Origin of the sequence: Mesorhizobium shangrilense (assembly GCF_028826155.1) — a bacterium.
In the GTDB taxonomy this organism is placed as follows: Bacteria; Pseudomonadota; Alphaproteobacteria; order Rhizobiales; family Rhizobiaceae; genus Arvimicrobium; species Arvimicrobium flavum.
Genome location: NZ_JAQGPN010000001.1, coordinates 4,651,853 through 4,677,621 on the forward strand (window position 1 = coordinate 4,651,853; position 25,769 = coordinate 4,677,621).

Sequence of the window (25,769 nt, forward strand, 5' to 3'; positions counted from 1 at the left end):
TCAACCTGCCGGCACGCCTGGAACTTCACTCCGTGGCCTCCACGAAGGCGTCCCGCGCTGCTGTCAGCGCGTTGATGAGCGCCGCGCCGGCGGCGTGCTCATGTTGCTTGACCAGTTCGGCGGCGCGCCCGAAGTCCTGCTGCCGGATCGCGTCGCGGATCAGCCGGTGCTCGGCAAGCGATCCCGGCAGCCGCGCCGGAACCGCCGCGAACCCCTGCTGGATCGAGGTCTGCGCACGCAGGTTCACCAGTATCTTGAAGCACCATTGCGAGGCAGGCGTATCGCAAAGCAGGACGTGGAACTCGTTGTTGAGCTTTGCATAGAGCTCGACGTCACTGTTCGCCACGGCCACCTCGGCGGCCTCGATGTTGGCGTCGATATTGGCCAACCGCGCCGCGTCGTAGAACGGGCCGCCAAACTCGATCGCCAGCCCGCCGATGAGACCGCGCAAGGCGTAGATCTCCTGCACCTGCTCGCCGCCGAAGCGGGCGACCACGGCGCCGACATGCGTCTGCACCTCGAGCCAGCCTTCCGAGGCGAGGCTGCGGATCGCCTCGCGGATCGGCGTCTCGCTGATGCCGAGCGCCTCGGAGACCTCCCGCGTCGTGATGCGGTCGCCGGAGCGCACGGCGCCCGACAGGATCATGCCCTGGATGTGGCGCCGCGCCACATCGGATTTGGTCAGATAGACGTGCGGTTGCGCCATTGCGACGACCCCTCCCCCTCGCGCCACCGTTCGGCCCTCCGCACTCATCCCTTGGTCGCGCCGTCAGCGAGGCCCTGGATGAGCCATTTCTGGACGAGCAGCGCAAAGACCGCGACTGGAAGAACGGTGATCGTCCCCACCGCCGTCAGGGCGGCCCAGTTGGCACCGTTGATCGTGTCGCCGGCGATGCCCTGGATGGCGACAGGAATGGTCGAGGCATTGCGGTTCGTCAACACAAGGGCGAACAGCAGTTCCTCCCAGGCAAGGATCATGCTGAAGATGAGCGTCGACATGATGCCGGGCAGCGAGATCGGCACGATGATCTTGAAGAAGGCGCCGAAGCGGCTGCAACCGTCGAGCATGGCCGATTCCTCGAGTTCCTTCGGCAGGGCGAGGAAGAAGCCGCGCATCAGCCACATCACATAGGGGATGAGAAAGGTACAGTAGGCAAGGATCAGCGTGATGTGCTGATCAGTGATGCCGAGGCTGCGGGCGACGAGGAACATCGGCACGGCGAGCGCGATCGGCGGCACGCCGCGCGACAGCAGGATCAGCGCGCCGATCGCACCCGCACCGCGCAGGCGGATGCGGGCGAGCGCGTAGCCTGCCATCGAGCCGGCGATGATCGACAGGACGCCGGAACCGATGGCGACGATGACCGTGTTGATCAGCCGGCGCTGGATATCCGGCCGTTGCAGGTAGGTGACATAGTGCTCGATGGTCGGCGTGAAGAACAGAACCGGCGGCGAGGTGAAGATGTCGCGCTGGTCCTTGAACGAGGTGACGACCATCCAAAGGATGGGGAACAGGAAGATCGCGCAGGCGAGGACGCCGAGCGCCACGCGGACATGGCGGCCGATCTTGATCTTGCGCCGGCGGCGGGCCGGCTGGAGCGTGACGGCGGTCAATAAAGTTCCTCCAGCTTGCGGCTGCCGCGCAGGAAAATGGCGGTGAGGACCATGGTGATGACGAGGACGACGACCGCCATCGCGGCCGATTCGGCGAAGCGCAGCGAGCGGAACGCTTCCTCGTAAATGAACAGGTTGACGACGTTGGTGGCGCCGCCCGGTCCGCCATAAGTGGCGGCGAGCGCGATGTCGAACATCTTCACGGCGCCCAACCAGCGGATGATGAAGGTGGCTGCGATGATCGGCACCAGGAGCGGCAGCGCGACGTGCCAGAGCGTCGACCACCAGCCAGCGCCGTCGATCTCGGCGGCCTCGAAGACATCCTTGGGCAAGGCCAGGAGTGCGGCAGTAGCGATCAGGACGACGAACGGCGTCCAGCGCCAGGTGTCGATGATGACGATGGCGGCCATGGCGAGATTCGGATCGCCAAACCAGTCCAGCGGGCCGATTCCGACCAGCCCCAGGACGTAGTTCATCATTCCCCATAGCGGATCCAGAAGCATCCGCCAGACGCCGCCCGCGACGACGGGAGCGACGACCATTGGGATGATGAACAGGGCGCGGACGAGGCCGCGTGCGCGCCATTCGGCATTGATGAGAAAAGCGATGCCAAAGCCTAGCACGATCTGAAGCGGCAGCGCGAAGACCAGGTAGACGAGCGTCACCTTCATGGATTCCCAAAAGCGGTAGTCTTCCAGCACATGCCGGTAGTTCTCCCAGCCGACCCATTCGACTGCGCTGAAGGTAGCCAGGTCGAAGCGCGAGAAGCTGATCTCGATCGTGTAGAAAATGGGATAGGCGAGGACCGCCATGAGGATGACCGTTGCCGGCAGCATAAAGGTCCAGCGCGATGCGAAATCGGCCAGCCAGCCGGATCGGCGGGGACGCGCGGCGCGCGCCCCGATGGCAAGTTCGGTGGTCATGGCAAGTCTCCGCCTATCCCGACGCGGGTCAGTTCAGGGTCTTCGCGATCTTGTCGGACGCGGCCTGCAGCGCCTCGGCAGGCGTCACGTTGCCGGCCATCGCACGACCGATCTCGTCGGCGAGGACCTGCTGGGCGGCATCCGAGCGCGGGTGGCGCAGGCGCCACATCTCGCCGGGGGCAGCGACGTCATAGGCCTGCTGCACGCTGGCGAAGACGGGCTCGAGCCAAGCGCTTTCCTGTTTGGCTGCGAGCGTGGACTTGCGCGACGGGAAGGTGCCCAACGCGTTGGCGCGGAAGGTTTCGCCTTCCTTCGAGCTCAGCCACTGCAGGAAAGTCCAGGCCGCCTGCTGCTTCTCGCTCTTGGCGCTGACCGCGCCACTCCAGATGCCGCGGTGGGTACCGGCGCTGGCCGAACCGGCTGGCATGACCTGGATTCCGACCTGTTCTGGCTTGAGTGTGGTCGACTTCGGGTCAACCGCAGACGCGCGGTACACGCTACCCCACTGGAACATGCTGGCGACGGTGCCCTGGCGGAACGACTGCATCGACTCGGTGTAGCCGTGGGCGAGCGAGCCGGGAGGGGCGAAGTTCAGCAGGTCCTTGTGGGTCTGCAGGGCGGCCACGCCGGCCTCGTTGTTGAAGGCGGGCTTGCCGTCGGCGTCGTACATCTTGCCGCCGTTGGCGTTGTAGATCGCCTGCCAGATTGTCGGGGTCAGCGGCTCGCGCACGAAATAGGTGTCGACCGCCCAGGCGTCGGTCTTGCCGTCGGCATTGGTGTCCTGCACCAGCTTGGGGGCCTGCTCCATGAACTGGGTCCAGGTCAGGGCCGGGGTCGGCTCAGGCACGCCGGCCTTCTCGTAGAGGGTGCGGTTGTAGAACATCATCAGCATGTTTGCGCGCAGCGGCACGCCATACTGGACGCCCTTCCACTCGGCGGCCGCGAGGGGCGCGCTGTTGAAGTCGTCCCAGTCATAGTCGGCGGCGGTCCAACCGGCGACGTCGGCGCTCTTCAGGTCGAGCAGGGCGCCGATCTCGGCGAGCTGCGGGACCCACGGATCGTCGACGATGAGCACGTCGTAGGTGGGCGAGCCACCGGTCGCATCGAGCATGCTCTTGGCGAGCAGCTCGACGTACGGAACGCCGTCGACCGTCACCTTGATATGCGGATAGTGCTTGTTGAACTCGACCACTTCCGTGGCCTGGATAGCGCTGGCGAAGGCCTCGTTGGCAATGACGTTGATCTCCACCGGGTTCTCGGCGGTGCCAACCCCGTCCTGGCCATATGCAAGCGATGCCGGCAGCGCGGCGGCCGCCGTGACGGATAGAGCGGCAGCCATGAGCGCACGCCGCGACGTCGAAGTTCTCTGAATTATTCTCAACGGTTCCTCCGAAACTGAACACGCCACGCTGCGATTCGATCCGCGCTTGATGTGGCGATCCGACCTATATTCTATAGAATGCGGAATGCACAATGTAGAATGGCCAAACGCTTAGAGAGGGACTAGCGGAGAGTCAACAGGCCCAGAAGGGCGATTTTATTCGAAATCAAACGAATTTCGCGCCAGAACGCCCCGAATTTGGTCCTTCAACGCACCTGATGAGCGAAAAGATCATCAACCATCAACCGCGGCGCGACGCGTTCGTCGCATTGCCGCGCCCGACGCCAGCGGCAAGACGCGAGCGTTCAAGACAACAGATAGTTTCCGGATAAGGAAACTATCTGTTGCAACCACGACCGCGCGCTGGTAACAGTTATCCATTGGTGAAACTTTTCTCGCGCAGACGCCATGTCGTTGACCCTGTACATCCATCCGCTGGCCTCGTTCTGCCACAAGGCGCTGATCGCGCTTTACGAGAACGCGACGGAATTCCGTTCGGTAACCGTCGATTTTGGCCATCCCGGCTCTGCCGCTGCGCTTCTCGAACGATGGCCCGTCGGCAAGATCCCGGTGCTCCATGATGCAGATGCCAGGCGCACGATCCCCGAAACCAGCATCATCATCGAATATCTCCAGCAGCATTATCCCGGCCCCTCACCGATGCTGCCCTCCGACGAGGAAGCCTGCCTGCAGGCGCGACTGTGGGATCGGTTCTTTGATCTCTATGTGAGCGTGCCCATGCAGAAGATCGTCACCGACCGCATCCGGCCGGAGGGCAGCCGCGACCCCTACGGCGTCGCCGAGGCACACGCCGCGCTGGACACGGCCTACGCGATGATCGACGGCCAACTTTCCGGGAGACGCTGGGCGACCGGCGACGATTTCACCTTGGCGGATTGCGCCGCGGCGTCAGCCCTCTTCTTCGCCTCCATCGTCCATCCCTTCGCCAGCGATCAAGCCCACCTGCAGGCCTATCTGGATCGGCTCCTCGAGCGACCTTCCGTCAAGCGGGCGATCGGCGAAGCTCGCCCGTTCTTCGGCATGTTTCCCTACCGGGACGCCATGCCGGAACGCTACCTTTCGATCTGACCGGGGAGGACGACGATTTGCCCTCGCAGCAGCAGTTCGACCGGATGTTCCAGGCCCTGTCTGATCCGCACCGCAGAGGCATGGTCGAACGGCTGAGCCGCGGCCCGGCCTCGGTGAAGGAACTGGCCGGCCCGATCCACCTCGCCCTGCCCTCCGCCCTCAAGCACCTCAAGGTGCTCGAAGAGGGCGGCATCGTACTGTCAGAAAAGGTCGGGCGGGTCAGGACCTATCGCATGCAGCAAGACGCGCTCAGACTAATAGGCGACTGGGTGCGGCAGAGAGAGACTGCCCTCAACCAGGCATTCGACCGGCTGGCGCAGGCAATGGCCGAACTTCCGGAGGAGGAGGGACAATGAACCTATCGGCGAACCACGCGACCTTCACCATCGTGCGCGATCTGCCCGGCAGCCCGCGCCACGCATTCCGCTTCTGGTCGGAAATCGATCTGAAGCGCAGCTGGAACAGCTGCCACCCGGATTGGGCGACGGTCGAGGCCAGCTTCGATTTCCGCATGGGCGGGTCGGAGGTGGCGCGGTGGCGGACGCCGGATGGCGAGCAGCGCGGGTTCCGCGCCCACTACTTCGAAATCGTGCCCGGCGCGCGCATCATCTATGCCTACGAGATGACGCTCGATTCCCGCTGCCTCTCGACGTCGCTGGCGACCGTGGAATTTGCCGCCAAGGGCGCACAGTCGACCATGACATTCACCGAGCAGGCCGTCTTCCTCGATGCGGACGGCGACCCCGCCGCACGGGCTGCCGGAACGGAGATCGGCTTCGAGCGACTGGTCGCCGTCATGGAGCAGCAGCGCTCCGCCCAGCATTGAGGATCAGGACAAGGTTCGCCAGGGACCGCCGGTCCGCCGCGGCGTCCGATTTGCGCCGCAGCACCTCTTGTATCGCTTTCCCGAACCGCACGGGCAAGGGTCATTGCCGCTGCGCTGTAGCTTTCCGATGAACGGCAAGGTCACGACCGAGGGCATCAGCGACGCAAGAAGGATCGCCAGCCGGGCGGACATGCCCGGCACCACCAAGCGCCGACGCGACCTGAAGCCGCGCCACGCGCGCTCAGCCACCTCGTCGGCGCCCAGCTTGGGCAGCATGCTGAAGAGGGATGTCCGTCCGGCGCCCGAGCTTTCGAGAAAGCCCGTTTCCACCGGCCCGGGCGTCACGCAGGTGACGGTCACCCCGGTCAGGCGCAGTTCCTCATGCAGGCTCTGGGAGAACGAGAGCACGAAGCTCTTGCTGGCGTAGTAAAGGGTCATGTAGGGCCCGGGAACGAAACCGGCGATGGAGCTGAGATTGAGGACCCCGCCGCGCTTGCGCGCCACCATTCCCGGCAGGAAATGGAGGGTCAGTCCGCTCAGCGCGCGTATGTTGACATCGATGATGCCGAGCTGATCCTCGATCGGCAGCGCCGTCGCCGCGCCCCTCAAACCCAAGCCTGCGCTGTTGACGAGGACGTCGCAGAACAGCTTGTGCCCGGACAGGAAGTCGTCGATGCGCGCCGTTGCGTCGGCGTCCAGCAGATCCAACTCGAGCGTGAAGGCCTCGCTGCCGGCTTCGCGAACCTCCGAGGCTGCCGAAGCGAGCCCAGCCGGGGAACGCGCGATGAGAACGACGGCTGCGCCCTCGCGCGCGGCCACCCTCGCTATCGATCTCCCGATCCCCTCCGACGCGCCGGTCACCACCACGGCCGGTCGGCCTTCATCGTGAAGGGTCATGGCGCTGTTCCTGCCTTCAATCCACTCACCTTCCACGGGCGCGCGGACGCCAAGGTTACCCGACATCGGATCGCATGCCGGAAACGCTCGCGTCTTCTGCCAGTTGCGCCACTTCCTCCGCAACAGCGCCGTTGAGTATCTCCTCAAATCTCACCAATGCACGCGCGACGTTTGCGCCATCCATCACCCGGTGGTCATAGTGGATGCGCACCGTCACCGAGCCGTCCTCCGCGATGGGGCCGTAGTTGAAGAGGGTGGTCAGCGGCGTGAGAGGGTTGAGCGACTCCGCCCCCAGACCCGAGTACACCGAAAGCTGGAAAGTGCCGAAGTAGTTTGCCCGCTGCCGCCCGATGTTCAGCCCCAGCCACATCAGCAAGTGCCGCACCGGCGCGGGAACGCGGGCAAGCGACAGCGCCCGCCGGAACTCCTTGATCTCGAGAACCGGGCGCGACCGCGCTGTCTGGATGAGGGTGTCGATCCCTTCGATGGGGCGGCGCTCCGGACCCTTGATGGTGCTGAGCAGGACGGCCCGCTCGCCCTCGTGCTCGCGTTCATGCGCAATCGAGGCCACACTGAGGGGAAACTCGTAGAGCTGCGGCCGGGGCAACTTCACATAGGCGCGGCGCAATTCCGGGGTCTCCTGCGAAAGCAGGGCGTAGCCCTTGAGGAAAATGGCGGTCCACGATGGCCTGGCGGGCGACATCGTCCTTGCCCGCAGCAGCGGCGCGATGTTCATCCGGCGCTGCACGGTGATCCGCGGCACGCCGATCGAGAACTTCATGAGATCGCCGACCAGACGCCGCGGCGTCGACAGCTTGATGGCGCGGCCTCGCATCGAATGACCTAAAACCGGCTAGCGACGTTGGCCGGGAACGCACCGCGGGCGGTCCCGCGCCAACCTGCGCGCCTTCGGTCGATCAGCGGCGGCGCCGGCATTCGGATCGGGCGGCGATGGACGCCAGCAGCGGCCGTGAGCTTACCGGTATGCCTGCGGACCCTCGCTCGCCTCCCGGCACTCGTCTCTTCGCCACTCAACGCAGTCTCCATCCAACGATCATGACGGGTCCTAGTAGAGATGGGGGAGAAGCCGTTTTGTCCTCTCCATGTAGCTGAGGTACTGGGGCCCGAAAATCTCCAGCATCATGCGCTCCTCCTCGCGAACCCGCAACGCGAACAGCACCGCAAAACCAGCCAGGCCCGCCAGACCGGCGATCCAGTTCGGCACCAGGAACGCCTGGCCGACGCCCATCAGAAGGAAGGATGTGTACATTGGATGGCGGACCAGGGCGTACGGCCCGGTGCAGACCAGTTCATGCCGGTCGCGAATCTCCAGCGTGATCGACCAGTTTCTCCCGAGAGCCTTGTGGGACCGGCGGAAAACCCATAGCGCCGCGGCGAAGATGATGGCTCCCAGAACGATCGCCAGCGCATGGGTAGGACGATCCGCCCCCGCCGGGAATCCGGTCGCAAGATAGATGCCAGGCAGGATCGCCAATCCGAAGAGTGCTGCGCCCAGCCCTATCGCCTCCGAAAGGGAGCGCCTGTTGCTGACGACCCGCACGCGCTTGGCTCGACGCTCGAAAGGATACCGGATGATGTACCAGGCTACAATGCCGATCACCCAGACGATCTCACCAACCACAGCCACCGTCATGCGCACTCCGGGCGATCGGCTCGTATCCGCGATCCAGCGACATCCCTCGCCGCCAGATCAGCGCTCCGCCGCTCATCGCTCTTTTCAACGCGGCGAGCATAGCGCAGCAGCACCATGGGAACCAGCGCCCGAACGCATCTGGGCGCCTGAGATCCCACCGCAGGATGCGATTATGTGTTCATCTCGCGCAGCTTGGTGATGAACTGCTGCGGCCGAAGCCACGGGCCCGGCGTCTTGTAGCCCATGGAGCGCGCCACGTCGGCGACGAATTCATTGCAGTTGGCGAGACTTGCGTGCCAGACCTTCGAACTCTTCTGCAGCCGTCGAATGTCGGCGACGGCCTTCCTGTATTCGGGCTCGCTCAGCATGACGCGCCAGCTAGCCGACCTGTATTGCTCTTCAAGGTCGCCATCGCTCCATCCGGTCTCGGCAGCCACCGGCATGAAGTGGCCGAGCACGTAGGGAACCTCGCTGTCCGAGGCGGGATGCCGTCCGGCGACCTCGGGCGAAACCATCGCGCCCGCCTTGTTCAGCTGGCCGAAAACCACATAGGAATGGCCGTAGCTCAGCGCATAGCGCGAGCGAAACTCAATGAAATAGCGGTCCGCTGCTTTGGTCGCACCGCGATTGGACACGAACTTGGGCTGGGGAGCCAAATCCTCGGACACGCACCCAGCCACCCATGCTCCAAGCAGGGCCACCAATAGGCATCGGCCAATGACAAGCGCCATTCCGCCCTCCGTTCCTCGAAGCCCGGTCAACGAAGAGCCTTCGCGACCAAACCCCACTGCAAAGCGATCGTCCGACCGCAACGCACGGAGCCATTCCTCACTGGACCGTCAGTCGAATTGGGGGATGGATCGGGAAATCGCATCCCCCAAAAAGACGGTATGTCAGTCGTTACTTGTAGACCGGAGCCGGTTCTTCGGCCACGGGCGGCGGAGCCTTGCCTTTACCCTTGCCGACTGTTCCACAGGCGCTCAGACCGGCAACAGAAATCAAGGCAACAACCGCTACGATTACTCTTGTCATAGTCAATCCTTTCCCCAGAGGCGAATAGGCTTGAAAGTACACGGGCATTGATAACCGCGAATTGCGTCAGAGCCTAGTGCAACAAGGACACAATTCATTGCCGGATACGAATATGAGTTGATATGCGGGGTTAGGGTTAACTTGCGTTGCCATTCGATCACAGATATGGCCTGCCTTCGGCGCGTCAGACGACGATCACCGTGGCGCCCACCGGCGTCCGCTCATAAAGGTTGATGATGTCGTCGTTGGTGAGGCGGATACAACCGCTCGACACGGCATGTCCGATCGTCCACGGCTCATTCGTACCGTGCAGCCGAAACATGGTGTCCTGTCCGCCCTTGTAGAGGTACAGGGCGCGCGCTCCGAGCGGGTTGTTCGGCCCGCCCTCCACCCCGCCGGCATATTGCACCAGCCGCGGCTTCTCTCTCATCATGTTCGCCGTGGGCGTCCATGACGGCCATTCGGCCTTGCGGCCTACAGAGACCTGGCCCCTCAGGGTGCGGCCCTCCTCGCCGACGCCCACGCCATAGCGTGTCGCCCAACCGTCGCCCTCGACATAGTAAAGGTAGCGTTCGTTGGTATCGACGACGATCGTCCCCGGCGCATCGCCGCCGTCGTATCGCACCCGCCGCCTGCGGTAGCGCGGATCAACGCTGGCAAAGGCTCGGGCGGCGGCCCCGGGCGGCCCGGCCATTTGCGTCATGGGCGTGCACCCATAAGCAAAGACGGCCACTCCACCCAGTATAAACCCTCGGCGCGCAATCTTGTCTTTGCTCATCCGCCCACTCTGACCTGATTAGGATGTAACGGCTTCTCATAACATCCAAGCAATCGCAGGCCAAGCCTCGCACAACCCTGCTGTTGCAATATTGAGGTCGAGACTCCTTAGCGCATGCGCCTGCGTTTCGCCTGTTGCAAACGTCCACCTGCGATTCGATCCCCCGAGACACGCCTCGGCTGCGGGCGTCCACACTTGTCAACGCCCGGCTTTGGGAGCACGCTCAGCACGGACCTTCGCGGTCCGGGTCAGGGCGTGGCTTTCGACGACCGAGCCTGATCGGAAAGCCGGTAGCGGGCGATACCCGGCGCATTGCGAAGGTTCATGGCAGAGACGAGTTGGAACAGTCCGCTGCCCGCGATGAAGCGCAAGCTGCGAAGTCCGCAGTCGGTTCATCGGCAGGCAGCGTCGGGGGCGGCCGCGCCACTCGCGATCAACACGATGTCCATCGGATGAATGTCCATTGAGAACCAGGGAGGAGCACAATGCCTATTTCCAGCGTTGCTCGATTTGGTGTCGCGTTCGTGATTGCGGTGATCGGCATGGGGCCTGCGGCCGGAACGGCGCAGGCAGACGAGGTCCCGAAAGCCGAGATCGAAGCCATGCAGAAGGCGCTCGCCAAGTACAAGGATCCCTATGTCGCCGTGCGCGATCTGTATCTCTCCACGGTGGGCTGCGTGCACTACGACGGCTCCAAGATGGAAGGTCACATGCACTACCCCAAGGGAGCCATGGGCATCCACTTCGTGAACCTGACGATCCAGGGTCCGCCCGACCCGATGAAGCCCAATGTGCTCATCTACGAACCGGTGGACGGAAAGCTCCAGCTTGTCGCGGTAGAATGGCTGGTGCCGGTCGCCGCCGCCAAGGAGCGGCCGAGCCTCCTCGGCCAGCCGTTCCAGGGGCCGATGGAGGGGCATGAGCCGCTCATACCGCAGGGATTTCATCACTACGACCTGCATGCCTGGCTGTTCAAGGACAACCCTGAGGGCATGTTCAGCCCCACCAACCCGAACGTCAGTTGCGAGGATACGGAATTCTCGCTGCTCGAAATGCCGACCAAGCTGGTGAGCGCGCCCTGACCGACAAGTCGGAGCGTTTGGCGTCTCCCAGGAGCACGGCGCGCCGGCTGCGCGCCGCGCCCCTGCGGCTGGGCTTCGGGTCCTGATAGTGGCGATACGGGTGGACGACTGGAAACAAAGCCCCATTTTCCAGCAACGATAGATCGCGCCGAACGGAGGATACGAAATGTATGATCCGAAAGATTTCAGGCTCGACGGGCATGTGGCGACGGTCACCGGAGCAGGTGCGGGTATCGGGCGCGCCATCGCGGAGACCTTCGGCGCGGCCGGGGCAGCGGTGATGGTCAGCGATCTTCACGCGGAGACGGCCGCGAGCGTGGCGAAGGAAATCGAGGCAAAGGGCGGACGGGCGGACGGAATGGCCTGCGACGTCACCAAAGAGAGCGATCTCGCGGCGCTCGTCCGCGGGACCGTGCAAGCCTTCGGCAAGCTCACGCTCCTTGTCAGCAACGCGGGCGGCGGCGGGCCGAAGCCTTTCGACATGCCGATGGAGGATTTCCGCCGGGCCTACGACCTGAACGTCTTTTCGCTTTTCCGTCTGGCTCAACTCGTCACGCCCGAAATGGAAAAAGCCGGAGGCGGCTCCATTCTCGTCATCACATCCATGTCGGCCGAGAACAAGAACAAGCGCATGGCCTCCTACGGCTCGTCCAAGGCGGCGGCCAGCCACCTAGTGCGCAACATCGCGTTCGACCTCGGACCGAAGCACATCCGCGTGAACGGCATCGCGCCTGGCGCCACGCGCACCGACGCGCTGAAATCGGTGCTCAATGACGACATCGAGAGGAAGATGCTGGCGCACACGCCCATCAACCGGCTCGGCGAGCCGCAGGACATGGCGAACGCTGCGCTGTTCCTGTGCTCGGCCGCCGCCAGCTGGATCAGCGGACAGATCCTGACGGTATCCGGCGGCGGCGTGCAGGAGCTGGACTGACCGTCGCGAGCCAGCACGCGCTCGACGCCCCCGGCGACGATCGCCCATCCCCCAGGAAAAAGGGCTAGACCATGGCTGACCGGCTCGACGCGTTTGAGGATTTCCGCATGGATGGCCACAGCGTCATCCTGACCGGAGGCGCGCAGAACATCGGCGCCGGCGTCGCGAAGGTCCTGGCAGCGGCCGGGGCGAAGGTGATGATCGCCGACCTTCAGGGCGACAAGGCCGCACAAACTGCGGAGCGGATCGAGGCCGAAACCGGCGGCCGCTGCATCGGCATGGCCTGCGATGTGACGAAGGCCGAGGATATCGCCGCGGTCGTCGCGGCGACGGTGAAGGCGTTCGGAGGCATATCGACGCTCGTCAACAATGTGGGCTGGGGCCGGCGTCACGACGATCCGACAGCAATCACCGAGGAAGACTTCATAACCTCCTACAAGTTGAACACCCTCAGCGCCTACCGCATGTCGATGGCCTGCCTGCCGCATCTGCTCAAGGCCCGGAACCCCGCCATCGTCAATTCGGGCTCGTTCTCCTCGGCCGTGCCGGCCTATGACATCCTCGCCTACGCAACATCCAAGGCGGCGCTCAACCAGATGATGGTCTCGATCGCGCACATGCTTGCGAAAAAGGTGCGTGTGAACTCCATCCTCATCGGGACCGTGATGACGGAAGGCTATGGCGATGCAGGGATCGATCCGGCCATGCGGGAGAAGCTGATGCATCCCGACAACCTGATCGGACGTACGGGCCAGCCGCGCGACATCGCCAACGCGATGCTGTGGCTGTGCTCGCCCGCCAGCGCATGGGTCAGCGGACAGATTATCAACGTTCACGGAGGAGGCTCGACCGTTCGGTTGTTCGGCGAATGACGCATTGAAATTGTCGCCGCTTCGCCGCCCCCGGGCGTATCTGAAGTTGCCGGCTGCGTGGAAACAGGAAAGTGAATCCGGATGAGGACCGTCACATGCTTGATCCTGGCCGCCACAACGACGCTTGGAGGCTCTGCCATGGCCCAACAGTCGGAATCCTGGTCCGCCCGCGCGTCCGATCCTAGATCCCTAGGGTGGATGCAGGGCTTTCCCCCTCCTCCCGACAAGGCGATCCGTTTCACCGATCCGGACTACTTTTCCTTTCCCAAGCTGCGCTGGACTGTCTGTCACTTTCGCGAGCTGATGCCGACAGTCGGTGTGGCCCGAGGCCCGGATGCCGCCCGGCCGCTGCCGGAATCACCTGACCCCGGCATCGACAAGGTCGCCTTCATGCCGCTCGGCGGGGGCGGAACGATGACCTGGTCGGACGCCTTCGACGCCAATTTCACCGACGGCATCATCGTTCTTCATCATGGCCGCATCGTCTATGAGCGCTATGCCGGTTGCCTGGACAGGACCAACCTGCATGGCGCCATGTCGGTGACGAAGTCGCTGACGGGGCTTCTGGGCGAAATCCTGGTGGCGGAAGGCAGACTGGATGAAAAGGCCCTGGTCGGCGACCTTATCCCTGAACTGAAGGAAAGCGCGTTCGGCGACGCCACCGTGCGCCAGGTAATGGACATGACCACGGCGCTCGATTTCTCCGAGGACTATGCCGATCCGGATGCGGAGGTGTGGGTCTATGCGCAGGCAGGCAGCCCGCTGCCGAAGCCGGCCGGCTATGAAGGCCCCCGCAGCTATTTCGAGTTCCTGCAAACCGTGCGCAAGGAGGGCAGACACGGCGAGGCGTTCGGCTACAAGACGGTCAATTCCGACGCTTTGGGCTGGCTGATCGCGCGTACGGCCGGGGAATCGGTCGCAGCGCTTCTGTCGGAGCGCATCTGGAGCAAGATCGGCGTCGAGCGGGAAGCGTTCTACACAGTCGATTCCATCGGCACCCCGTTTGCCGGCGGAGGGTTCAACGCAACGCTGCGCGACATGGCCCGGTTCGGACAACTCCTGCTTGATGAAGGCCGGCTGGACGGCGAACAAATCGTGCCGCAAGCTGCAATCGCCAGCATCCGGCGAGGAGGCAGCCTCGAAGCCTTCGCCAAGGCGGGCTACGAGCTTCTGCCGGGATGGAGCTATCGCAGCATGTGGTGGATCAGCAATAACGCCCACGGTGCCTATGCCGCACGCGGCGTTCACGGCCAGACCATCTGGATCGATCCGGCCGCGGATATGGTGATCGTCAGGTTCGCCTCAAATCCAGTCGCAGCCAATGCCGCCAGCGATCCCACCTCGTTGCCGGCCTACCATGCCGTGGCGCAGTACCTGATGGCCAAGGATAGCCAGCCGTCGAAGTCAACGCCGTAATCCGGGAGAGCGCCGTTCGCCCCAAGCCGAGCTTGCTAAACCGGTCGAGACGTTCACGAAAATTCCAGAACCATCCGGCCGTCGATCTTGCCATGCTCGAGATTCGCGAAGATCTCGTTGATGTCTTCGAGCTTCGCCTTGGTGATTTGGCTGCGCACCTTGCCCGACGTGGCAAAAGCGATCGCCTCGTCGAGGTCGCGGCGCGTGCCCACGATCGACCCGCGAACGGTGATTCGCTTCAAGACGACGTCGAAGATCGGGGTCGGGAAATCCCCCGGAGGCAGGCCGACGAGGCTGACCGTGCCCTTGCGGCGAACCATTTGCAGAGCCTGCGCGAAGGCCGGAGGCGACACCGCCGTGACCAGGATGCCGTGGGCGCCGCCGTTGGTCGCCTCGATCACCTTGCCGACGGCGTCGGCCGACCGCGCGTCGATCGCGACGTCAGCGCCGGAGCGGTGCGCCAGATCGAGCTTGTCGGGCGCAATGTCGAGCGCGACGACGTTGAGCCCCATCGCCTTGGCATATTGAATCGCGACGTTGCCGAGACCGCCAATGCCGGAAATGGCGACCCATTCGCCCGGTCGCGCTTCGGTTTCCTTGAGGCCCTTGTAGGTGGTGACGCCGGCGCACAGAATCGGTGCGATCGCCGCGAAATCGATTTCGGCAGGAAGCCTGGCGGCGAAGGGGGCTGAAGCGACCACATACTCGGCAAAACCGCCGTTGCAGCTGTAGCCGGTGTTGTGCTGACGCTCGCACAAGGTCTCCCAGCCGGTCTCGCAATACTCGCAGCGCATGCAGGCGTCGTGCAGCCAAGCCACGCCCACGGCATCGCCGACCTTACGATCAGTTACTCCCGGACCTACAGCCACCACGATGCCCGCCGCTTCATGGCCCGGAATGAAAGGCAGTGACGGCTTTACCGGCCAGTCGCCAGCGGCGGCGTGCAGGTCGGTGTGGCACACGCCGCAAGCCTTCACTTCGACCAGGATCTCGCCATGACCCGGCGAAGGGACAGGGACCTCCTCGATCCGCAGCGGCTTGCCGAACTCGTGCACCACGGCGGCCTTCATCATCGCCTTGACCATGAGAAATCCCCTTCGCTTGTTTCGCGGGCGGGTCCGATCAAATAAAAACGGCAACGACGCGTCGGCTATCGTGGCGCAGCCGGCAACGACGCCCCGCTCGCGCGCGTACAATGCGGAAGGCGGCGGTTTGTTCCGAAGTATTGGCCGATTTGACGTCTGCGCCCTCGCGGAGCCGGACCGCCGAGTGGACCGAGACGACGATACCCGGTTGACCTCAATCTCGCTGGACTACGATTACAACGGGACGAAGCAATCCCGATGAGGGATTGCTTCTGTCCGAGCATCCAGCCTGCGTTTGTCAGCCCGCGTGGGTGAGCAGATCGGCATAACGCTGCAGATACAATGGCCAGCCCTGATCGCCCGCGACGCCGTCCCGCACGCCCTCCCAGCCGCCGCCATGGCGGTCCAGTTCGCGGTGCTCAATCTCGACGCGGGTCCGGTTCGGTGTCTCGGCGATGAACCGGACCTCCCACTCGCTGGTCTTTTCCGGATCGGTCTCGATCTGCCATTGGGGGCTGATGTCCCAGCTGAGCAGCACGCGGTCCGGCGGATCGTAGGCCAACACGCGCGCCCAGCGGCATTCGCTGCCATCGGCGCCACGGTCATAAATGTGCCCGCCGACTCGAGGTTCGAACACCGTCTCGGCAATCTCCACGCCGAGCATGTTGTGCTCTGAAGGTTTGAAATTCCCGAACTCCTCGGTGAAGACCTTGAAGGCGCGCGCAATCGGCGCCTCAACCACAATGGATTGTCTCACAAGCGTGACCGCTACATGTCTGTTCATTCTGACTCCTTCGGCGGTTGCTCGACGACCACCTTGTAGGCCGCCAGCGTCTTGCTCCAAAACCGGTCGAGCCAGGCACGCATCTGGCCAAGCCCGTGGGGGTCGACGTGATAGACGTTGCTCGCGCCTTTCGGCTCCGCGCGGACTAGGCGCGAATCGCGCAGCACCTTCAGATGCTGCGAGACCGCTGACTGCGAAACCGGAACCTGCCGGGTGAGCTCGACGACCGAGCGCGGACGCTCCGCGATCAGCTCGAAGATCGTGCGGCGGGTCGGGTCGCCCAGGGCGGTGAGTTGCGCGGCATCAACAGTCATGCCTAATGATTAGTCGATACTGATTATTATGTCAAACGGGGTCGGTCATCTCACAGTACTCCATGCCCTGACTTCGACGTCCCGAGATGAACTGTGCAACAGCCGCTGCTGGTCCGGCTCTTTGGGATGATGCGCTCAGGCGCTCGATTTTCGCGCCGCGTGGTCGACGCTTACAGGCCGCATGATGGCCTGATGGGCCCGTCAGAACAGATTTTCGGAGGAAGGATTGGCAAAGCATGGCGGGCCAGAACAGCCATGGCGCCCGGCTCGTCAAAATCGTTGCCGTCTGGGCAATTCATTCTATCGAGAGAAAATGGCGCGCCCGAAAGGATTCGAACCTCTGACCCCCAGATTCGTAGTCTGGTGCTCTATCCAGCTGAGCTACGGGCGCGCAACGGGCGGTCTAGTGACAGCCCCTTCGGATCGGCGAGGCCGCCGACCGCGAACGAGGTGCTACCTAACGACCGAAGAACCGAATTGCAAGCGCGATTGGGCGATTTTCTTTCATGTGCCAAAATAGCGCCACTCATCCACAGGCTGGCTATGCACGAGGCGCCGCAGCACGCGGGCGCTTCCCAGTCGCAGGACAGCGCGCACGGCTGGCATGCGCAGCGATCAGGCGGGCCGGCGCAGCGCTCCCCTCGCCTCCTCCAGGTTGACCGGCTGGTCCGGGATAGTGACCGAGAACACGGTGCGGCCGCCGATGCTTTCCACCAGTTCCAGCGCGCCGCCATGGGCGCGCACCAGCTCGTGCGCGATGGCAAGGCCGAGCCCGGTGCCGCCGCTGCGGGCCGAGCCGTGGAATGCGGTGAACAGGTTTTCCAGCGCCTTCTTCGGCAGGCCCGGACCGGTGTCGGCGACAAGGATGCGCGAAACGCTGCCGGTGCGCCCGGCCGAGATGGTGAGGCGACGGACAATCGCCGTCTCCACGTCTCCCGCCATCGCCTGGATGGCATTGCGGCAGAGATTGAAGAGCACGCGGAAGAGCTGTTCGGCGTCCGCGTCGACCTCGAAGGCCGGCTCCACGGCGTTGACAAACTCGATCCCGGAGGCTTCGCCGCCCAGGGCGTCGTGGACGTCCTCGACGAGCCGGCCGAGCTTGAGGCGACGACGCGAAGGCGGCGGCTCGTGGGTGCGGCCATAGGCCAGCACGCCGCTCGAATAGGCGACGGCGCGATCCAGCGTGCGCACCAGTTTCGGCGCGAGCGACTGCACCGTTGGATCGTTGATCGTACGCAGGCGGTCGGACAAGAGTTGCGCGGACGCCAGCATGTTGCGCATGTCGTGGTTGATCTTGGAGACGGCGAGACCGAGATCCGCCAGGTGCTTGCGTTCGGCGAGCATCTTCTGCAGCGTCGTCTGCATTCCGGCGAGCTCGTGCTCGGCGACGCCGATCTCATCGGTCCGGTCGGCCGGCCTGACGATGCTCCCCGGCTCGTCCGGCGCGCGCGAGAAGGCGAGCATGGCGCTGGTCATGCCACGGATGGGCCTGATCATGATGCGGTCGATCGCCGCGTAGACGAGCACCGCGGTGAAGACGGAGAGCAGCAGAGACACCAGCGCCACATTGCGCGAATAGGCGAGCATCGCGTTGCGCAGCCGCCAGTCCGGCATGATCAGTTCGAAGACCTTGTCGCTTTCTCCCACCGTGCCGAAGACGCGGATCATGCGCTTGCCGCCGCTGAACAGCGTGTCCAGGGCCGCAGCAACGGAGCCCGGCATGTCGGCGACGTCGACATTGATGTGCTGGTCCACTTCCTGCGGCATGTCGGAGACGGCGAGCAGGCGCGACACGCCGTTTTCGTCGCGCACGGCGATCGCCTTGGCGCCGATCGCCAGCAGCACGTCCTTCTGCAGCGAGGGCGACGTTTCGGCGGCGTCGTTCTGCAGCAGCACGATGCTGACCGCGGCCGCGGTCGCCAGCCTCTCCTCCAGCCAGCGGATCCGGAAGTTGGCGATCGAGGGTACGAAGATAAGGACCTCGGCGACCATCACGAAGACGACCGTGAGCATGAGCAGCTTGGCCGAAAGCCCGCGCGCCAGGGGCACGCTCGTCCTCTCGCCGACGTCAGAGCCGGTCGCGGCTTCGGTTGGAGGACTTGCGTCCATCTTGGCGGCAACGCTCCAAATGCTCGGCTAGGCGCAGCACGGCCCGGCGGCATGCAATCGCTTCCAGCATTAGTCCAACCAGCGCCATTTGCCAAACCGTGCGATAGGCCATGCGTGCGGATCATCGGGCCCGGTACGGCCAGAAAAGCCATGCCAGCCCGGCCGCGGAGACGATCCAGATCGCGACGACGATGGCCACTCCGGCCCGACCGGCCGGGCGCAATGCGCGCCGTTCCGCCTCGGCGCGGAACTCGTCCATCAGCTCCGGTGGAACGAGCTTCACCGCGAGCAATATGCCGAGTGGAACGATGATCAGGTCGTCCAGGTAGCCCAGCACCGGCACGAAGTCCGGTATCAGGTCGACAGGGCTCAGCGCGTAGGCCGCGACGGCGGCGGCGGCCAGCTTTGCGTACCAGGGCACGCGGGGGTCGCGCGCGGCGAGCCACAGCGCCACCACATCGCGCTTCATCCGGCCAGCCCAGCGCCTGATCGAACCTCTCGTCGCCATGCCGCTGTCCTCCGGAGGCCGCTACCTGCCGTCGCGGCCGCAATTGACTCGGCACCGGCTTCTCCCTATAAGCCGCGCCACGTTCGGACCGCCACTCCGGCGCATGTATTCATTGTGCCCGGGCGGAATGGACCAGCTCCTGTTCCAAGAGAAACAGATCCAAGAAGGGCCGCACGCCGCGGTATCAAATAAATGAAGCGCACCTATCAACCCTCCAAGCTCGTCCGCAAGCGGCGTCACGGTTTCCGTGCCCGCATGGCCACGAAGGGCGGACGCGGCGTCATCGCTGCGCGCCGCAACCGCGGCCGCCAGCGCCTGTCCGCCTAGGCGGACTTCCTCCTTGCCGGACAACGGCACCCCGCCGCGTCGGCCGCCAGAGCGGCTGCGCAAGCGGGCCGAATTTTTGGCCGTCCGCCGTGGCGAAAAGCGCCGCGGGCGGCTTTTCCTGCTTGAGGTTCTTGACCGCGGGGACGCCGGGGCGCCCCGCGTCGGCTATACGGTGACCAAGAAGGTCGGCAATGCGGTCGTCCGCAACCGCATCCGCAGACGGCTGCGGGAGGCCGTGCGCCTTCATGCCGCCGCTGACATGTCCCCCGGCAATGACTATGTGATCGTCGGACGCGAGGAACTGACCTCGACTCCGTTCGCCGACATCGCGGCCGAACTTTCCCGACGCATCCGCGGACGCCGATAGCGCAGAGACCTGACACATGATGGAAAATAACCGCAACTTCTTCATCACCATCGCGCTGTCGGTGCTGATCCTGACGCTGTGGCAGGTCTTCTTCATGAATCCGCGCATCGAAAAGGAGCGCGAGCAGGCCCGCATCGAAGCCCAGCAGAACGAGCAGCAGACTCCAGGCCAGACCACCACCCCTGTCGCTCCGGGCGCTACGCCGGGCGTGACCATACCCGGCTCGGACGGCGTCACCGTGCAGGGCCGCGAGCAGGCGCTCGCCGCCTCGCCCCGCGTCAAGATCGACACGCCGAGCATCTCGGGCTCCATCAATCTCAAGGGCGCCCGCATCGACGACGTGAAGCTGAAGCATTACCGCCTCACCGTGGATGACGACTCGCCTAATATCGAGCTTCTCAACCCGTCCTCGCTGGCCAACGGCTTCTACGCCGAGATCGGCTATGTCGGCAGCGCCGACAGCGGTGCGGTGCCCGGCCCCGACACCGTCTGGACTGTCGAAGGCTCGCCGACGCTGACGCCTGCGACGCCGGTCGTCCTCACCTACACGAACGAGAAGGGCCTCACCTTCACCCGGCAGATCTCGGTCGACCAGAACTACATGTTCACGGTTACCGATACGGTCGCCAACGCCGGCGGCGCGCCCGTCACGCTCAGCAACTACGGCCGCGCGACGCGCTTCGACAAGCCGACCCATGCCTCCATCTACGTGTTGCACGAAGGTCTGATCGGCGTGACCGGCGAAGAAGGCCTGCAGGAGATCAGCTACTCGACCATCGAGGACGACAAGAGCGTCGTGCCCGGCAAGTCGAACGACGGTTGGCTCGGCATCACCGACAAGTACTGGGCGCTTACTCTGGTGCCGTCCGGCAAGCAGTCCTTCCAGCCGCGCTTCAGCTATCTCGAGGACGGCCGTACCCGCTATCAGTCCGACTTCCTGACCGATCCGCTGACCATAGCGCCCGGCCAGTCGCAAACCGTCGAGACGATGGTATTCGCCGGCGCCAAAGAGGTGGCCAAGGTCGACGCCTACGAGACCGAGCGCGGCATCCGTCAGTTCGAGCTCCTGATCGACTGGGGCTGGTTCTATTTCATCACCAAGCCGATGTTCCACCTCATCGACTGGTTCTACAAGCTGCTCGGCAATTTCGGTCTGGCCATCCTCGCCACCACCGTCGTCGTCAAGGCCATCTTCTTCCCGCTCGCCAACAAGTCCTACAAGTCGATGGCGAACATGAAGATGGTGCAGCCCAAGCTCCTCGAGATCCGCGAGAAATACGCGGACGACAAGATGAAGCAGCAGCAGGCGATGATGGAGCTCTACAAGACCGAGAAGATCAACCCGATCGCCGGCTGCTGGCCGGTGCTCCTGCAGATCCCGGTCTTCTTCGCCCTCTACAAGGTGCTCTACGTCACCATCGAAATGCGGCACGCGCCGTTCTTCGGCTGGATCCAGGACCTGGCTGCGCCCGATCCGACGTCCATCTTCAACCTGTTCGGATTGCTGCCCTTCGCCGTGCCGGCCTTCCTGCTGATCGGCGTATGGCCGCTGATCATGGGCGTCACCATGTTCCTGCAGATGCGCATGAACCCGACGCCGCCCGACCCGACCCAGGCAATGATCTTCAACTGGATGCCGGTTATCTTCACCTTCATGCTGGCCTCGTTCCCGGCCGGCCTGGTCATCTACTGGGCATGGAACAACCTGCTCTCCATCATCCAGCAGGGCGTCATCATGAAGCGCCAGGGTGCCAAGATCGAGTTGTGGGACAATCTCGCCGGCCTGTTCAAGCGCAAGCCGACGCCAGCCGAATAGTCGACCTTGGGCGGGTGCCTTGCGCGACCCGCCCATGCGAGCCCGCCTCTGGCTCGCTTTCGTTGCGGCTCCGCGAGAAGCCAGCCGTGACCCCCCTCCCAGCCTGCCCCGCACAACGACTTTGGCGGGCATGCGCCACAAAGCGCCCATCCTGAAATCAGAGCCATGAGGAAAGCGGTCGGCGGCAGGGCCCAGTGCGTCGCCGAGCGTCGCGCCGCATGGCCGTCTTCCGAAGATGGCTCAATTCCCTCCGGCACGTTCATGCAGCATGGACCTTGAATAGCGCGCGCGGTCGCGGCTTCATGGCGGCGAGGTCTATCGCCGCCGTCCGACTGGTTCGCACGGCGCGTCAGGAGGAGGAAAAAGAGTATGAACGTCTCTCTGAAGCCGGTCGGCCTGCCCGACTTCGGCCCGCTCGGCGACAAGCCGCAGATTGCGCCCGACATCTATGAGGCGCGTGTCAAGGCTGCCTACGCGAAGGCCGGATGCGACTGGCTGGCCGTCTACGCCGATCGTGAGCACTTTGCCAACATCGCCTTTCTGACCGGCTTCGAGCCGCGTTTCGAGGAGGCCTTCCTGCTGCTGGGTCCCGGCGGCGCGCGGGTGCTCCTGACCGGAAACGAATCGAAGGACTACGCACCGCTCGCCGGGCTCCCCGGCATGACCGTGCTGCTCGCCCAGACCCTGAGCCTGATGGGACAGGACCGCAGCCAGTTCCCGCGCTTTGCCGAACGGCTGAAGGATGCCGGCGTCAGCCAAGGCGACACGGTCGGGCTTGTCGGGTGGAAGTACCTCGAGCCGTTCGAGGACGAGGCCCACGAGAGCGCCTTTTACGTGCCGACGGTTTACGTACAGGCGTTCCGTCGCGTGGTCGGCGCCAGCGGCGTCCTGCGCGACGCGACGCCCGTCCTTCTGCACCCGGAGAATGGCCTTGCCGTTACGATCGACGCCGATCAGATCGCTGCGTTCGAGTGGTCGGCCACGCGCTGCTCGCTGGCGCTCTGGCGCATCGTGGCGGGCGCGCGCGCCGGCGACAGCGAGTTCGACGCCGTTTCGCGCATGGGCTATGCCGGCGACGCGCTGAACGTCCACACCATGTTTGCGTCCGGCAGCGCGGGCGAGACCATCATCGGCCTGCGCAGCGCCAGCGCCCGGAAACTCAAGCAGGGCGACGGCGTGACCACTGCCCTCGGGCATTGGGGCGCGCTGTCCTGCCGGGCCGGTCTCCTCGACACCGGCAACGATGAGCTCCTGGCACTCGCCAAGGGCTACTTCCAGGGCCTCGTCGCCTGGTACGAGAGCGCCGCAATCGGCAGGGACGGGAACGCCATCCATGAGGCAGTGCTGGAGACGCTGGCCCGGGCAAACCTGAAGCCCGCGCTGAACTCCGGACATCTCGGCGGCTACGAGGAATGGGTCCACAGCCCCGTGAGGCCCGGATCGCAGGACCGGCTCCGCTCGGGAATGCACTTCCAGGTCGATGTCATTCCGACACCGATACCGGCCGGCTGGGCGCTGAACTGCGAAGATCCGGTCGTGCTGGCCGACGAGACGCTGCGCGCCGAACTCCAGGCACGGCATCCGGCGGCGTTCGCCCGCATCGCCGCGCGCCGCGACTTCATGAAACGCAGCGTCGGCCTCGATCTTCGGCCGGAGATCCTGCCGCTGTCATCGACGCCGCTCTACTTCGCGCCGTTCTGGCTGAAGAACGACCACGTCCTGGTCCGCGACTGAGGATACCGCGCCAGGGGCAATACTGGCCCTGTCAGTCGAAGCGTAATAGCCGGAAGCCGGGCGCCTCCGGCTCTGGCCATGTTGAGACGGGATCCCCGCACGCCTCCTTGCGGCAGCGGCGGCACACACACCACTTGACCGCCGCCCGCTCTCCGTGGATGCCTGTGGCGCATCCGATGTCGAGGGACACTGCCTATGCTCGCCTCACTCGCCACCCTGCTGATCTTGCTCGTCGCTCTCGGCTCTGCGCTGATGGCCGGCACCTTCTTCGCCTTCTCCAACTTCGTCATGCCGGCGCTCGGCAAGCTGCCCGCGGAGCAAGGCATCGCGGCCATGCAGTCGATCGACCGGGTCGTCCTCAATCCCCTGTTCCTGTTCATATTCAGGGGAACTGCCATTGCCGCGGCAATCCTCGCCCTGATCGTATTCCCGACTATCGGCGAACTGACTTCGATCCTGATCGCTGTTGCGGCGCTCTGCTACATCATCGGCACGTTCGGCGTCACGATGGTGTTCAACGTGCCGCTGAACAAGGCGCTGGAAGCGGTGAGCCCCGCATCGGACGAAGGCGCTACCCTCTGGCAGCGCTACCTGAAGGATTGGGTCTTCTGGAACACAGTCCGCACCGTGCTACCGACCATCGGCCTGATGCTCCTGATGATCAGTTTGCTGGTGAGGGACTGAGCCCTCTCCACACAGATCACGAACCACCACGTCGGTAGCCCCAGACGAAAGAGGGGCGCGTTGACGATGGCGCATGCTGAGAGAAATGCGTCAGCGACCTTGAACGGCCCGAATCCAAATGCGAAGACCCTGCCAAACGAGGCCGCCGCAGGCATGACCGGACCCAATCCCGACATCAAGCACCCGATCTTCATGCATCCGCGCGTCGGTTTCCTGAAGCCGCTGGTCGACGCGCCGAACATAGAGATCGGCGAGTTCACCTACTATGACAGCCCGAACGGCCCGGACAAATTCGCGGAACGATGCGTTCTGCACCATTACGAATTCATCGGCGACAAGCTCATCATCGGAAAGTTCTGCGCCATCGCCGAGGGCGTGCGCTTCATCATGAACGGCGCCAACCACACCATGTCCGGGTTCTCCACCTATCCTTTCAACATCTTCGGCCACGGCTGGGAGGAAGGCTTTGACCAGAAGGCGTGGGAGGGCGAGCTGCGCGGCGACACAATCGTCGGCAACGACGTGTGGATCGGCATGGATGCCGTCATCATGCCCGGGGTTTCGATCGGTGACGGGGCCATCGTCGGCGCCAAGGCAGTGGTGACGCATGACGTGCCGCCCTATGCGGTCGCGGCGGGGAACCCTGCAAGGGTCGTGAAGAGCCGCTTCGACAAGCGCACCGTGAGACGGCTGCTCGAAATTGCCTGGTGGGACTGGCCGCTCGACAAGATCACGCGGAACGTCAATGCGATCCGTGGCAACGACCTTTCCTCGCTGGAGGCAGCACGATGAACACCACCCAGGCCATCAGCGCCGACATCTTCACGACGCCCTGGGTCTTCATCCGGGGCGTTCCTTCCATGCAATTCCTGCCCCCCGAGGGGCCGCCCGAAATCGCCTTCGCGGGGCGCTCGAACGTCGGCAAGTCCTCGCTGATCAACGCGCTGGTCGAGCAGAAGGGACTGGCGCGCACCTCGAACACGCCCGGCCGGACACAGGAACTCAACTACTTCGTACCGGACGGGTTTTCGGGCGAGGCCGGCGATCTGCCGCCGATGGCGCTCGTCGACATGCCGGGCTATGGCTACGCGGAGGCGCCGAAGGGCCAGGTCGACCAGTGGACGAAGCTCATTTTCGACTACCTCAGGGGGCGCGTCACGCTGAAGCGCGTCTACGTGCTGATCGACGCCCGCCACGGCATCAAGAAGAACGACGAGGACGTGCTCGCGCTGCTCGACAAGGCGGCGGTCTCCTACCAGATCGTGCTCACCAAGACCGACAAGATCAAGGCGGCCGGCGTGCCCAGGCTGGTCGAGGATACGCTCGCGAAAATCAAGCGACGGCCTGCCGCGTTTCCGGAAATCATCGCCACCTCCTCCGAGAAGGGCGGCGGCGTCGACGAACTGCGCGCTGCGATAGCCCGCGCGGTCAACGGGAACTGATTGACCGATCCAGCGCCATGTCCCCCAATGCAAGACGCCCCGCGCCGGCAATGAGGGGGAGAGCCGGGCGGGGCGCGGGGCGCGCACGTTGCCAGAGAGGT

General features: G+C 64.4%; 29 protein-coding genes and 1 tRNA gene. 14 read left to right on the top strand and 16 right to left on the bottom strand.

The annotated features are described in order from the left end of the window. Positions 1–25: 25 nt before the first annotated feature. From PD284_RS22415 to PD284_RS22430, 4 genes are read right to left on the bottom strand one after another with little or no spacing between them, the layout of a single operon-like run. A complete protein-coding gene (locus PD284_RS22415) occupies positions 26–706 on the bottom strand; it encodes a GntR family transcriptional regulator (protein WP_274630328.1) in 681 nt (226 codons plus the stop codon). A 44-nt stretch (positions 707–750) separates the two neighbouring features. Next, a complete protein-coding gene (locus PD284_RS22420) occupies positions 751–1,614 on the bottom strand; it encodes a carbohydrate ABC transporter permease (RefSeq protein ID WP_274630329.1) in 864 nt (287 codons plus the stop codon). Further along, entirely contained in the window at positions 1,611–2,537 is a 927-nt protein-coding gene (locus PD284_RS22425) for a carbohydrate ABC transporter permease (RefSeq protein WP_274630330.1), read from the bottom strand. The genes PD284_RS22420 and PD284_RS22425 overlap by 4 nt, the downstream gene beginning before the upstream one ends. A gap of 28 nt (positions 2,538–2,565) precedes the next feature. Then, positions 2,566–3,876, bottom strand: coding sequence for an ABC transporter substrate-binding protein (locus PD284_RS22430; protein ID WP_274630331.1), 1,311 nt, complete (start codon positions 3,874–3,876; stop codon positions 2,566–2,568). Positions 3,877–4,326: 450 nt separating this feature from the next. Between PD284_RS22430 and PD284_RS22435 the strand changes: the two genes are divergently transcribed. From PD284_RS22435 to PD284_RS22445, 3 genes are read left to right on the top strand one after another with little or no spacing between them, the layout of a single operon-like run. Next, entirely contained in the window at positions 4,327–5,007 is a 681-nt protein-coding gene (locus PD284_RS22435) for a glutathione S-transferase family protein (RefSeq protein ID WP_274630332.1), read from the top strand. Between the two features lie 44 nt (positions 5,008–5,051). Continuing rightward, positions 5,052–5,363 carry an ArsR/SmtB family transcription factor gene (locus PD284_RS22440; RefSeq protein ID WP_274630733.1) on the top strand — a complete coding sequence of 104 codons (312 nt, stop codon included), beginning with the start codon at positions 5,052–5,054 and terminating at the stop codon, positions 5,361–5,363. Beyond that, positions 5,360–5,833 carry an SRPBCC domain-containing protein gene (locus PD284_RS22445; RefSeq protein WP_274630333.1) on the top strand — a complete coding sequence of 158 codons (474 nt, stop codon included), beginning with the start codon at positions 5,360–5,362 and terminating at the stop codon, positions 5,831–5,833. The genes PD284_RS22440 and PD284_RS22445 overlap by 4 nt, the downstream gene beginning before the upstream one ends. Before the next feature lie 3 nt (positions 5,834–5,836). On the opposite strand, the gene PD284_RS22450 is transcribed toward PD284_RS22445, so the two are convergent. The 6 genes from PD284_RS22450 to PD284_RS22475 all read right to left on the bottom strand — a co-directional run bounded on the left by PD284_RS22450 (position 5,837) and on the right by PD284_RS22475 (position 10,194). Further along, a complete protein-coding gene (locus tag PD284_RS22450; protein ID WP_274630334.1) occupies positions 5,837–6,730 on the bottom strand; it encodes an SDR family NAD(P)-dependent oxidoreductase in 894 nt (297 codons plus the stop codon). A gap of 55 nt (positions 6,731–6,785) precedes the next feature. After that, positions 6,786–7,565: a hypothetical protein gene (locus PD284_RS22455; RefSeq protein ID WP_274630335.1), complete on the bottom strand. Its 780-nt coding sequence runs from the start codon at positions 7,563–7,565 to the stop codon at positions 6,786–6,788. A 231-nt stretch (positions 7,566–7,796) separates the two neighbouring features. Beyond that, the gene (locus PD284_RS22460; protein ID WP_274630336.1) at positions 7,797–8,384 is read right to left on the bottom strand and encodes a protein-S-isoprenylcysteine O-methyltransferase; all 588 of its coding nucleotides are present in this window, start codon (positions 8,382–8,384) and stop codon (positions 7,797–7,799) included. A 170-nt stretch (positions 8,385–8,554) separates the two neighbouring features. Beyond that, entirely contained in the window at positions 8,555–9,115 is a 561-nt protein-coding gene (locus PD284_RS22465) for a hypothetical protein (RefSeq protein WP_274630337.1), read from the bottom strand. Between the two features lie 169 nt (positions 9,116–9,284). After that, positions 9,285–9,416, bottom strand: a complete 132-nt coding sequence (locus PD284_RS22470; protein WP_274630338.1) for an ABC transporter — start codon at positions 9,414–9,416, stop codon at positions 9,285–9,287. A 184-nt stretch (positions 9,417–9,600) separates the two neighbouring features. After that, positions 9,601–10,194: a L,D-transpeptidase gene (locus tag PD284_RS22475; RefSeq protein WP_274630339.1), complete on the bottom strand. Its 594-nt coding sequence runs from the start codon at positions 10,192–10,194 to the stop codon at positions 9,601–9,603. A 485-nt stretch (positions 10,195–10,679) separates the two neighbouring features. Here PD284_RS22475 and PD284_RS22480 point away from each other — a divergent pair, with 485 nt between their 5' ends. The 4 genes from PD284_RS22480 to PD284_RS22495 all read left to right on the top strand — a co-directional run bounded on the left by PD284_RS22480 (position 10,680) and on the right by PD284_RS22495 (position 14,498). Beyond that, positions 10,680–11,276 (top strand): hypothetical protein, encoded by a 597-nt coding sequence (locus tag PD284_RS22480; RefSeq protein ID WP_274630340.1) that lies wholly within the window; start codon positions 10,680–10,682, stop codon positions 11,274–11,276. A 166-nt stretch (positions 11,277–11,442) separates the two neighbouring features. After that, positions 11,443–12,210 (top strand): 7-alpha-hydroxysteroid dehydrogenase, encoded by a 768-nt coding sequence (gene hdhA / locus PD284_RS22485; protein WP_274630341.1) that lies wholly within the window; start codon positions 11,443–11,445, stop codon positions 12,208–12,210. Positions 12,211–12,281: 71 nt separating this feature from the next. Next, the gene (locus tag PD284_RS22490; RefSeq protein WP_274630342.1) at positions 12,282–13,082 is read left to right on the top strand and encodes an SDR family oxidoreductase; all 801 of its coding nucleotides are present in this window, start codon (positions 12,282–12,284) and stop codon (positions 13,080–13,082) included. 138 nt (positions 13,083–13,220) lie between these two features. Further along, on the top strand, positions 13,221–14,498 hold the full coding sequence (locus tag PD284_RS22495) for a serine hydrolase domain-containing protein (RefSeq protein ID WP_274630343.1): 1,278 nt from the start codon (positions 13,221–13,223) through the stop codon (positions 14,496–14,498). Positions 14,499–14,551: 53 nt separating this feature from the next. On the opposite strand, the gene adhP is transcribed toward PD284_RS22495, so the two are convergent. From adhP to PD284_RS22525, 6 genes are all read right to left on the bottom strand, one after another. After that, positions 14,552–15,583 (bottom strand): alcohol dehydrogenase AdhP, encoded by a 1,032-nt coding sequence (gene adhP, locus PD284_RS22500; RefSeq protein ID WP_274630344.1) that lies wholly within the window; start codon positions 15,581–15,583, stop codon positions 14,552–14,554. 298 nt (positions 15,584–15,881) lie between these two features. Beyond that, positions 15,882–16,367, bottom strand: coding sequence for an SRPBCC family protein (locus PD284_RS22505; RefSeq protein ID WP_274630345.1), 486 nt, complete (start codon positions 16,365–16,367; stop codon positions 15,882–15,884). Next, complete coding sequence (locus PD284_RS22510; RefSeq protein ID WP_274630346.1) at positions 16,364–16,681, bottom strand: ArsR/SmtB family transcription factor; 318 nt, start codon at positions 16,679–16,681, stop codon at positions 16,364–16,366. Before PD284_RS22510 ends, PD284_RS22505 begins: the two co-directional genes overlap by 4 nt. Before the next feature lie 314 nt (positions 16,682–16,995). After that, positions 16,996–17,072, bottom strand: a tRNA-Arg gene (locus tag PD284_RS22515). A 224-nt stretch (positions 17,073–17,296) separates the two neighbouring features. Then, a complete protein-coding gene (locus PD284_RS22520) occupies positions 17,297–18,790 on the bottom strand; it encodes a sensor histidine kinase (RefSeq protein WP_274630347.1) in 1,494 nt (497 codons plus the stop codon). A gap of 121 nt (positions 18,791–18,911) precedes the next feature. Then, a complete protein-coding gene (locus PD284_RS22525) occupies positions 18,912–19,298 on the bottom strand; it encodes a YkvA family protein (protein ID WP_274630348.1) in 387 nt (128 codons plus the stop codon). A gap of 192 nt (positions 19,299–19,490) precedes the next feature. Here PD284_RS22525 and rpmH point away from each other — a divergent pair, with 192 nt between their 5' ends. The 7 genes from rpmH (at position 19,491) to yihA (ending at position 25,668) form a co-directional block, all read left to right on the top strand. Beyond that, entirely contained in the window at positions 19,491–19,625 is a 135-nt protein-coding gene (gene rpmH / locus PD284_RS22530) for a 50S ribosomal protein L34 (protein WP_274630349.1), read from the top strand. Between the two features lie 13 nt (positions 19,626–19,638). After that, positions 19,639–19,992 (top strand): ribonuclease P protein component, encoded by a 354-nt coding sequence (rnpA, locus tag PD284_RS22535; RefSeq protein ID WP_274630350.1) that lies wholly within the window; start codon positions 19,639–19,641, stop codon positions 19,990–19,992. A gap of 19 nt (positions 19,993–20,011) precedes the next feature. Further along, positions 20,012–21,808 (top strand): membrane protein insertase YidC, encoded by a 1,797-nt coding sequence (gene yidC, locus PD284_RS22540; RefSeq protein WP_274630734.1) that lies wholly within the window; start codon positions 20,012–20,014, stop codon positions 21,806–21,808. Between the two features lie 369 nt (positions 21,809–22,177). Continuing rightward, positions 22,178–23,542 carry a M24 family metallopeptidase gene (locus tag PD284_RS22545; protein WP_274630351.1) on the top strand — a complete coding sequence of 455 codons (1,365 nt, stop codon included), beginning with the start codon at positions 22,178–22,180 and terminating at the stop codon, positions 23,540–23,542. A gap of 195 nt (positions 23,543–23,737) precedes the next feature. Beyond that, positions 23,738–24,226, top strand: a complete 489-nt coding sequence (locus tag PD284_RS22550; protein ID WP_274630352.1) for an anthrone oxygenase family protein — start codon at positions 23,738–23,740, stop codon at positions 24,224–24,226. 153 nt (positions 24,227–24,379) lie between these two features. Continuing rightward, a complete protein-coding gene (locus tag PD284_RS22555) occupies positions 24,380–25,018 on the top strand; it encodes a CatB-related O-acetyltransferase (RefSeq protein ID WP_274630353.1) in 639 nt (212 codons plus the stop codon). Further along, complete coding sequence (yihA, locus tag PD284_RS22560; protein WP_274630354.1) at positions 25,015–25,668, top strand: ribosome biogenesis GTP-binding protein YihA/YsxC; 654 nt, start codon at positions 25,015–25,017, stop codon at positions 25,666–25,668. The genes PD284_RS22555 and yihA overlap by 4 nt, the downstream gene beginning before the upstream one ends. Positions 25,669–25,769: the final 101 nt, after the last annotated feature.

Bases quoted from the DNA above. Each gene is read 5' to 3' on its own strand.
- PD284_RS22475 (WP_274630339.1), bottom strand. From the start codon at position 10,194: ATGAGCAAAGACAAGATTGCGCGCCGAGGGTTTATACTGGGTGGAGTG.
- PD284_RS22550 (WP_274630352.1), top strand. From the start codon at position 23,738: ATGCTCGCCTCACTCGCCACCCTGCTGATCTTGCTCGTCGCTCTCGGC.
- PD284_RS22415 (WP_274630328.1), bottom strand. From the start codon at position 706: ATGGCGCAACCGCACGTCTATCTGACCAAATCCGATGTGGCGCGGCGC.
- rpmH (WP_274630349.1), top strand. From the start codon at position 19,491: ATGAAGCGCACCTATCAACCCTCCAAGCTCGTCCGCAAGCGGCGTCAC.
- PD284_RS22545 (WP_274630351.1), top strand. From the start codon at position 22,178: ATGAACGTCTCTCTGAAGCCGGTCGGCCTGCCCGACTTCGGCCCGCTC.
- PD284_RS22510 (WP_274630346.1), bottom strand. From the start codon at position 16,681: ATGACTGTTGATGCCGCGCAACTCACCGCCCTGGGCGACCCGACCCGC.
- PD284_RS22525 (WP_274630348.1), bottom strand. From the start codon at position 19,298: ATGGCGACGAGAGGTTCGATCAGGCGCTGGGCTGGCCGGATGAAGCGC.
- PD284_RS22460 (WP_274630336.1), bottom strand. From the start codon at position 8,384: ATGACGGTGGCTGTGGTTGGTGAGATCGTCTGGGTGATCGGCATTGTA.
- PD284_RS22445 (WP_274630333.1), top strand. From the start codon at position 5,360: ATGAACCTATCGGCGAACCACGCGACCTTCACCATCGTGCGCGATCTG.
- PD284_RS22520 (WP_274630347.1), bottom strand. From the start codon at position 18,790: ATGGACGCAAGTCCTCCAACCGAAGCCGCGACCGGCTCTGACGTCGGC.
- PD284_RS22435 (WP_274630332.1), top strand. From the start codon at position 4,327: ATGTCGTTGACCCTGTACATCCATCCGCTGGCCTCGTTCTGCCACAAG.
- yihA (WP_274630354.1), top strand. From the start codon at position 25,015: ATGAACACCACCCAGGCCATCAGCGCCGACATCTTCACGACGCCCTGG.
- PD284_RS22450 (WP_274630334.1), bottom strand. From the start codon at position 6,730: ATGACCCTTCACGATGAAGGCCGACCGGCCGTGGTGGTGACCGGCGCG.
- PD284_RS22455 (WP_274630335.1), bottom strand. From the start codon at position 7,565: ATGCGAGGCCGCGCCATCAAGCTGTCGACGCCGCGGCGTCTGGTCGGC.
- PD284_RS22480 (WP_274630340.1), top strand. From the start codon at position 10,680: ATGCCTATTTCCAGCGTTGCTCGATTTGGTGTCGCGTTCGTGATTGCG.
- hdhA (WP_274630341.1), top strand. From the start codon at position 11,443: ATGTATGATCCGAAAGATTTCAGGCTCGACGGGCATGTGGCGACGGTC.
- PD284_RS22465 (WP_274630337.1), bottom strand. From the start codon at position 9,115: ATGGCGCTTGTCATTGGCCGATGCCTATTGGTGGCCCTGCTTGGAGCA.
- PD284_RS22430 (WP_274630331.1), bottom strand. From the start codon at position 3,876: ATGGCTGCCGCTCTATCCGTCACGGCGGCCGCCGCGCTGCCGGCATCG.
- adhP (WP_274630344.1), bottom strand. From the start codon at position 15,583: ATGGTCAAGGCGATGATGAAGGCCGCCGTGGTGCACGAGTTCGGCAAG.
- PD284_RS22495 (WP_274630343.1), top strand. From the start codon at position 13,221: ATGGCCCAACAGTCGGAATCCTGGTCCGCCCGCGCGTCCGATCCTAGA.
- PD284_RS22425 (WP_274630330.1), bottom strand. From the start codon at position 2,537: ATGACCACCGAACTTGCCATCGGGGCGCGCGCCGCGCGTCCCCGCCGA.
- PD284_RS22505 (WP_274630345.1), bottom strand. From the start codon at position 16,367: ATGAACAGACATGTAGCGGTCACGCTTGTGAGACAATCCATTGTGGTT.
- PD284_RS22555 (WP_274630353.1), top strand. From the start codon at position 24,380: ATGACCGGACCCAATCCCGACATCAAGCACCCGATCTTCATGCATCCG.
- yidC (WP_274630734.1), top strand. From the start codon at position 20,012: ATGGAAAATAACCGCAACTTCTTCATCACCATCGCGCTGTCGGTGCTG.
- PD284_RS22490 (WP_274630342.1), top strand. From the start codon at position 12,282: ATGGCTGACCGGCTCGACGCGTTTGAGGATTTCCGCATGGATGGCCAC.
- PD284_RS22440 (WP_274630733.1), top strand. From the start codon at position 5,052: ATGTTCCAGGCCCTGTCTGATCCGCACCGCAGAGGCATGGTCGAACGG.
- PD284_RS22470 (WP_274630338.1), bottom strand. From the start codon at position 9,416: ATGACAAGAGTAATCGTAGCGGTTGTTGCCTTGATTTCTGTTGCCGGT.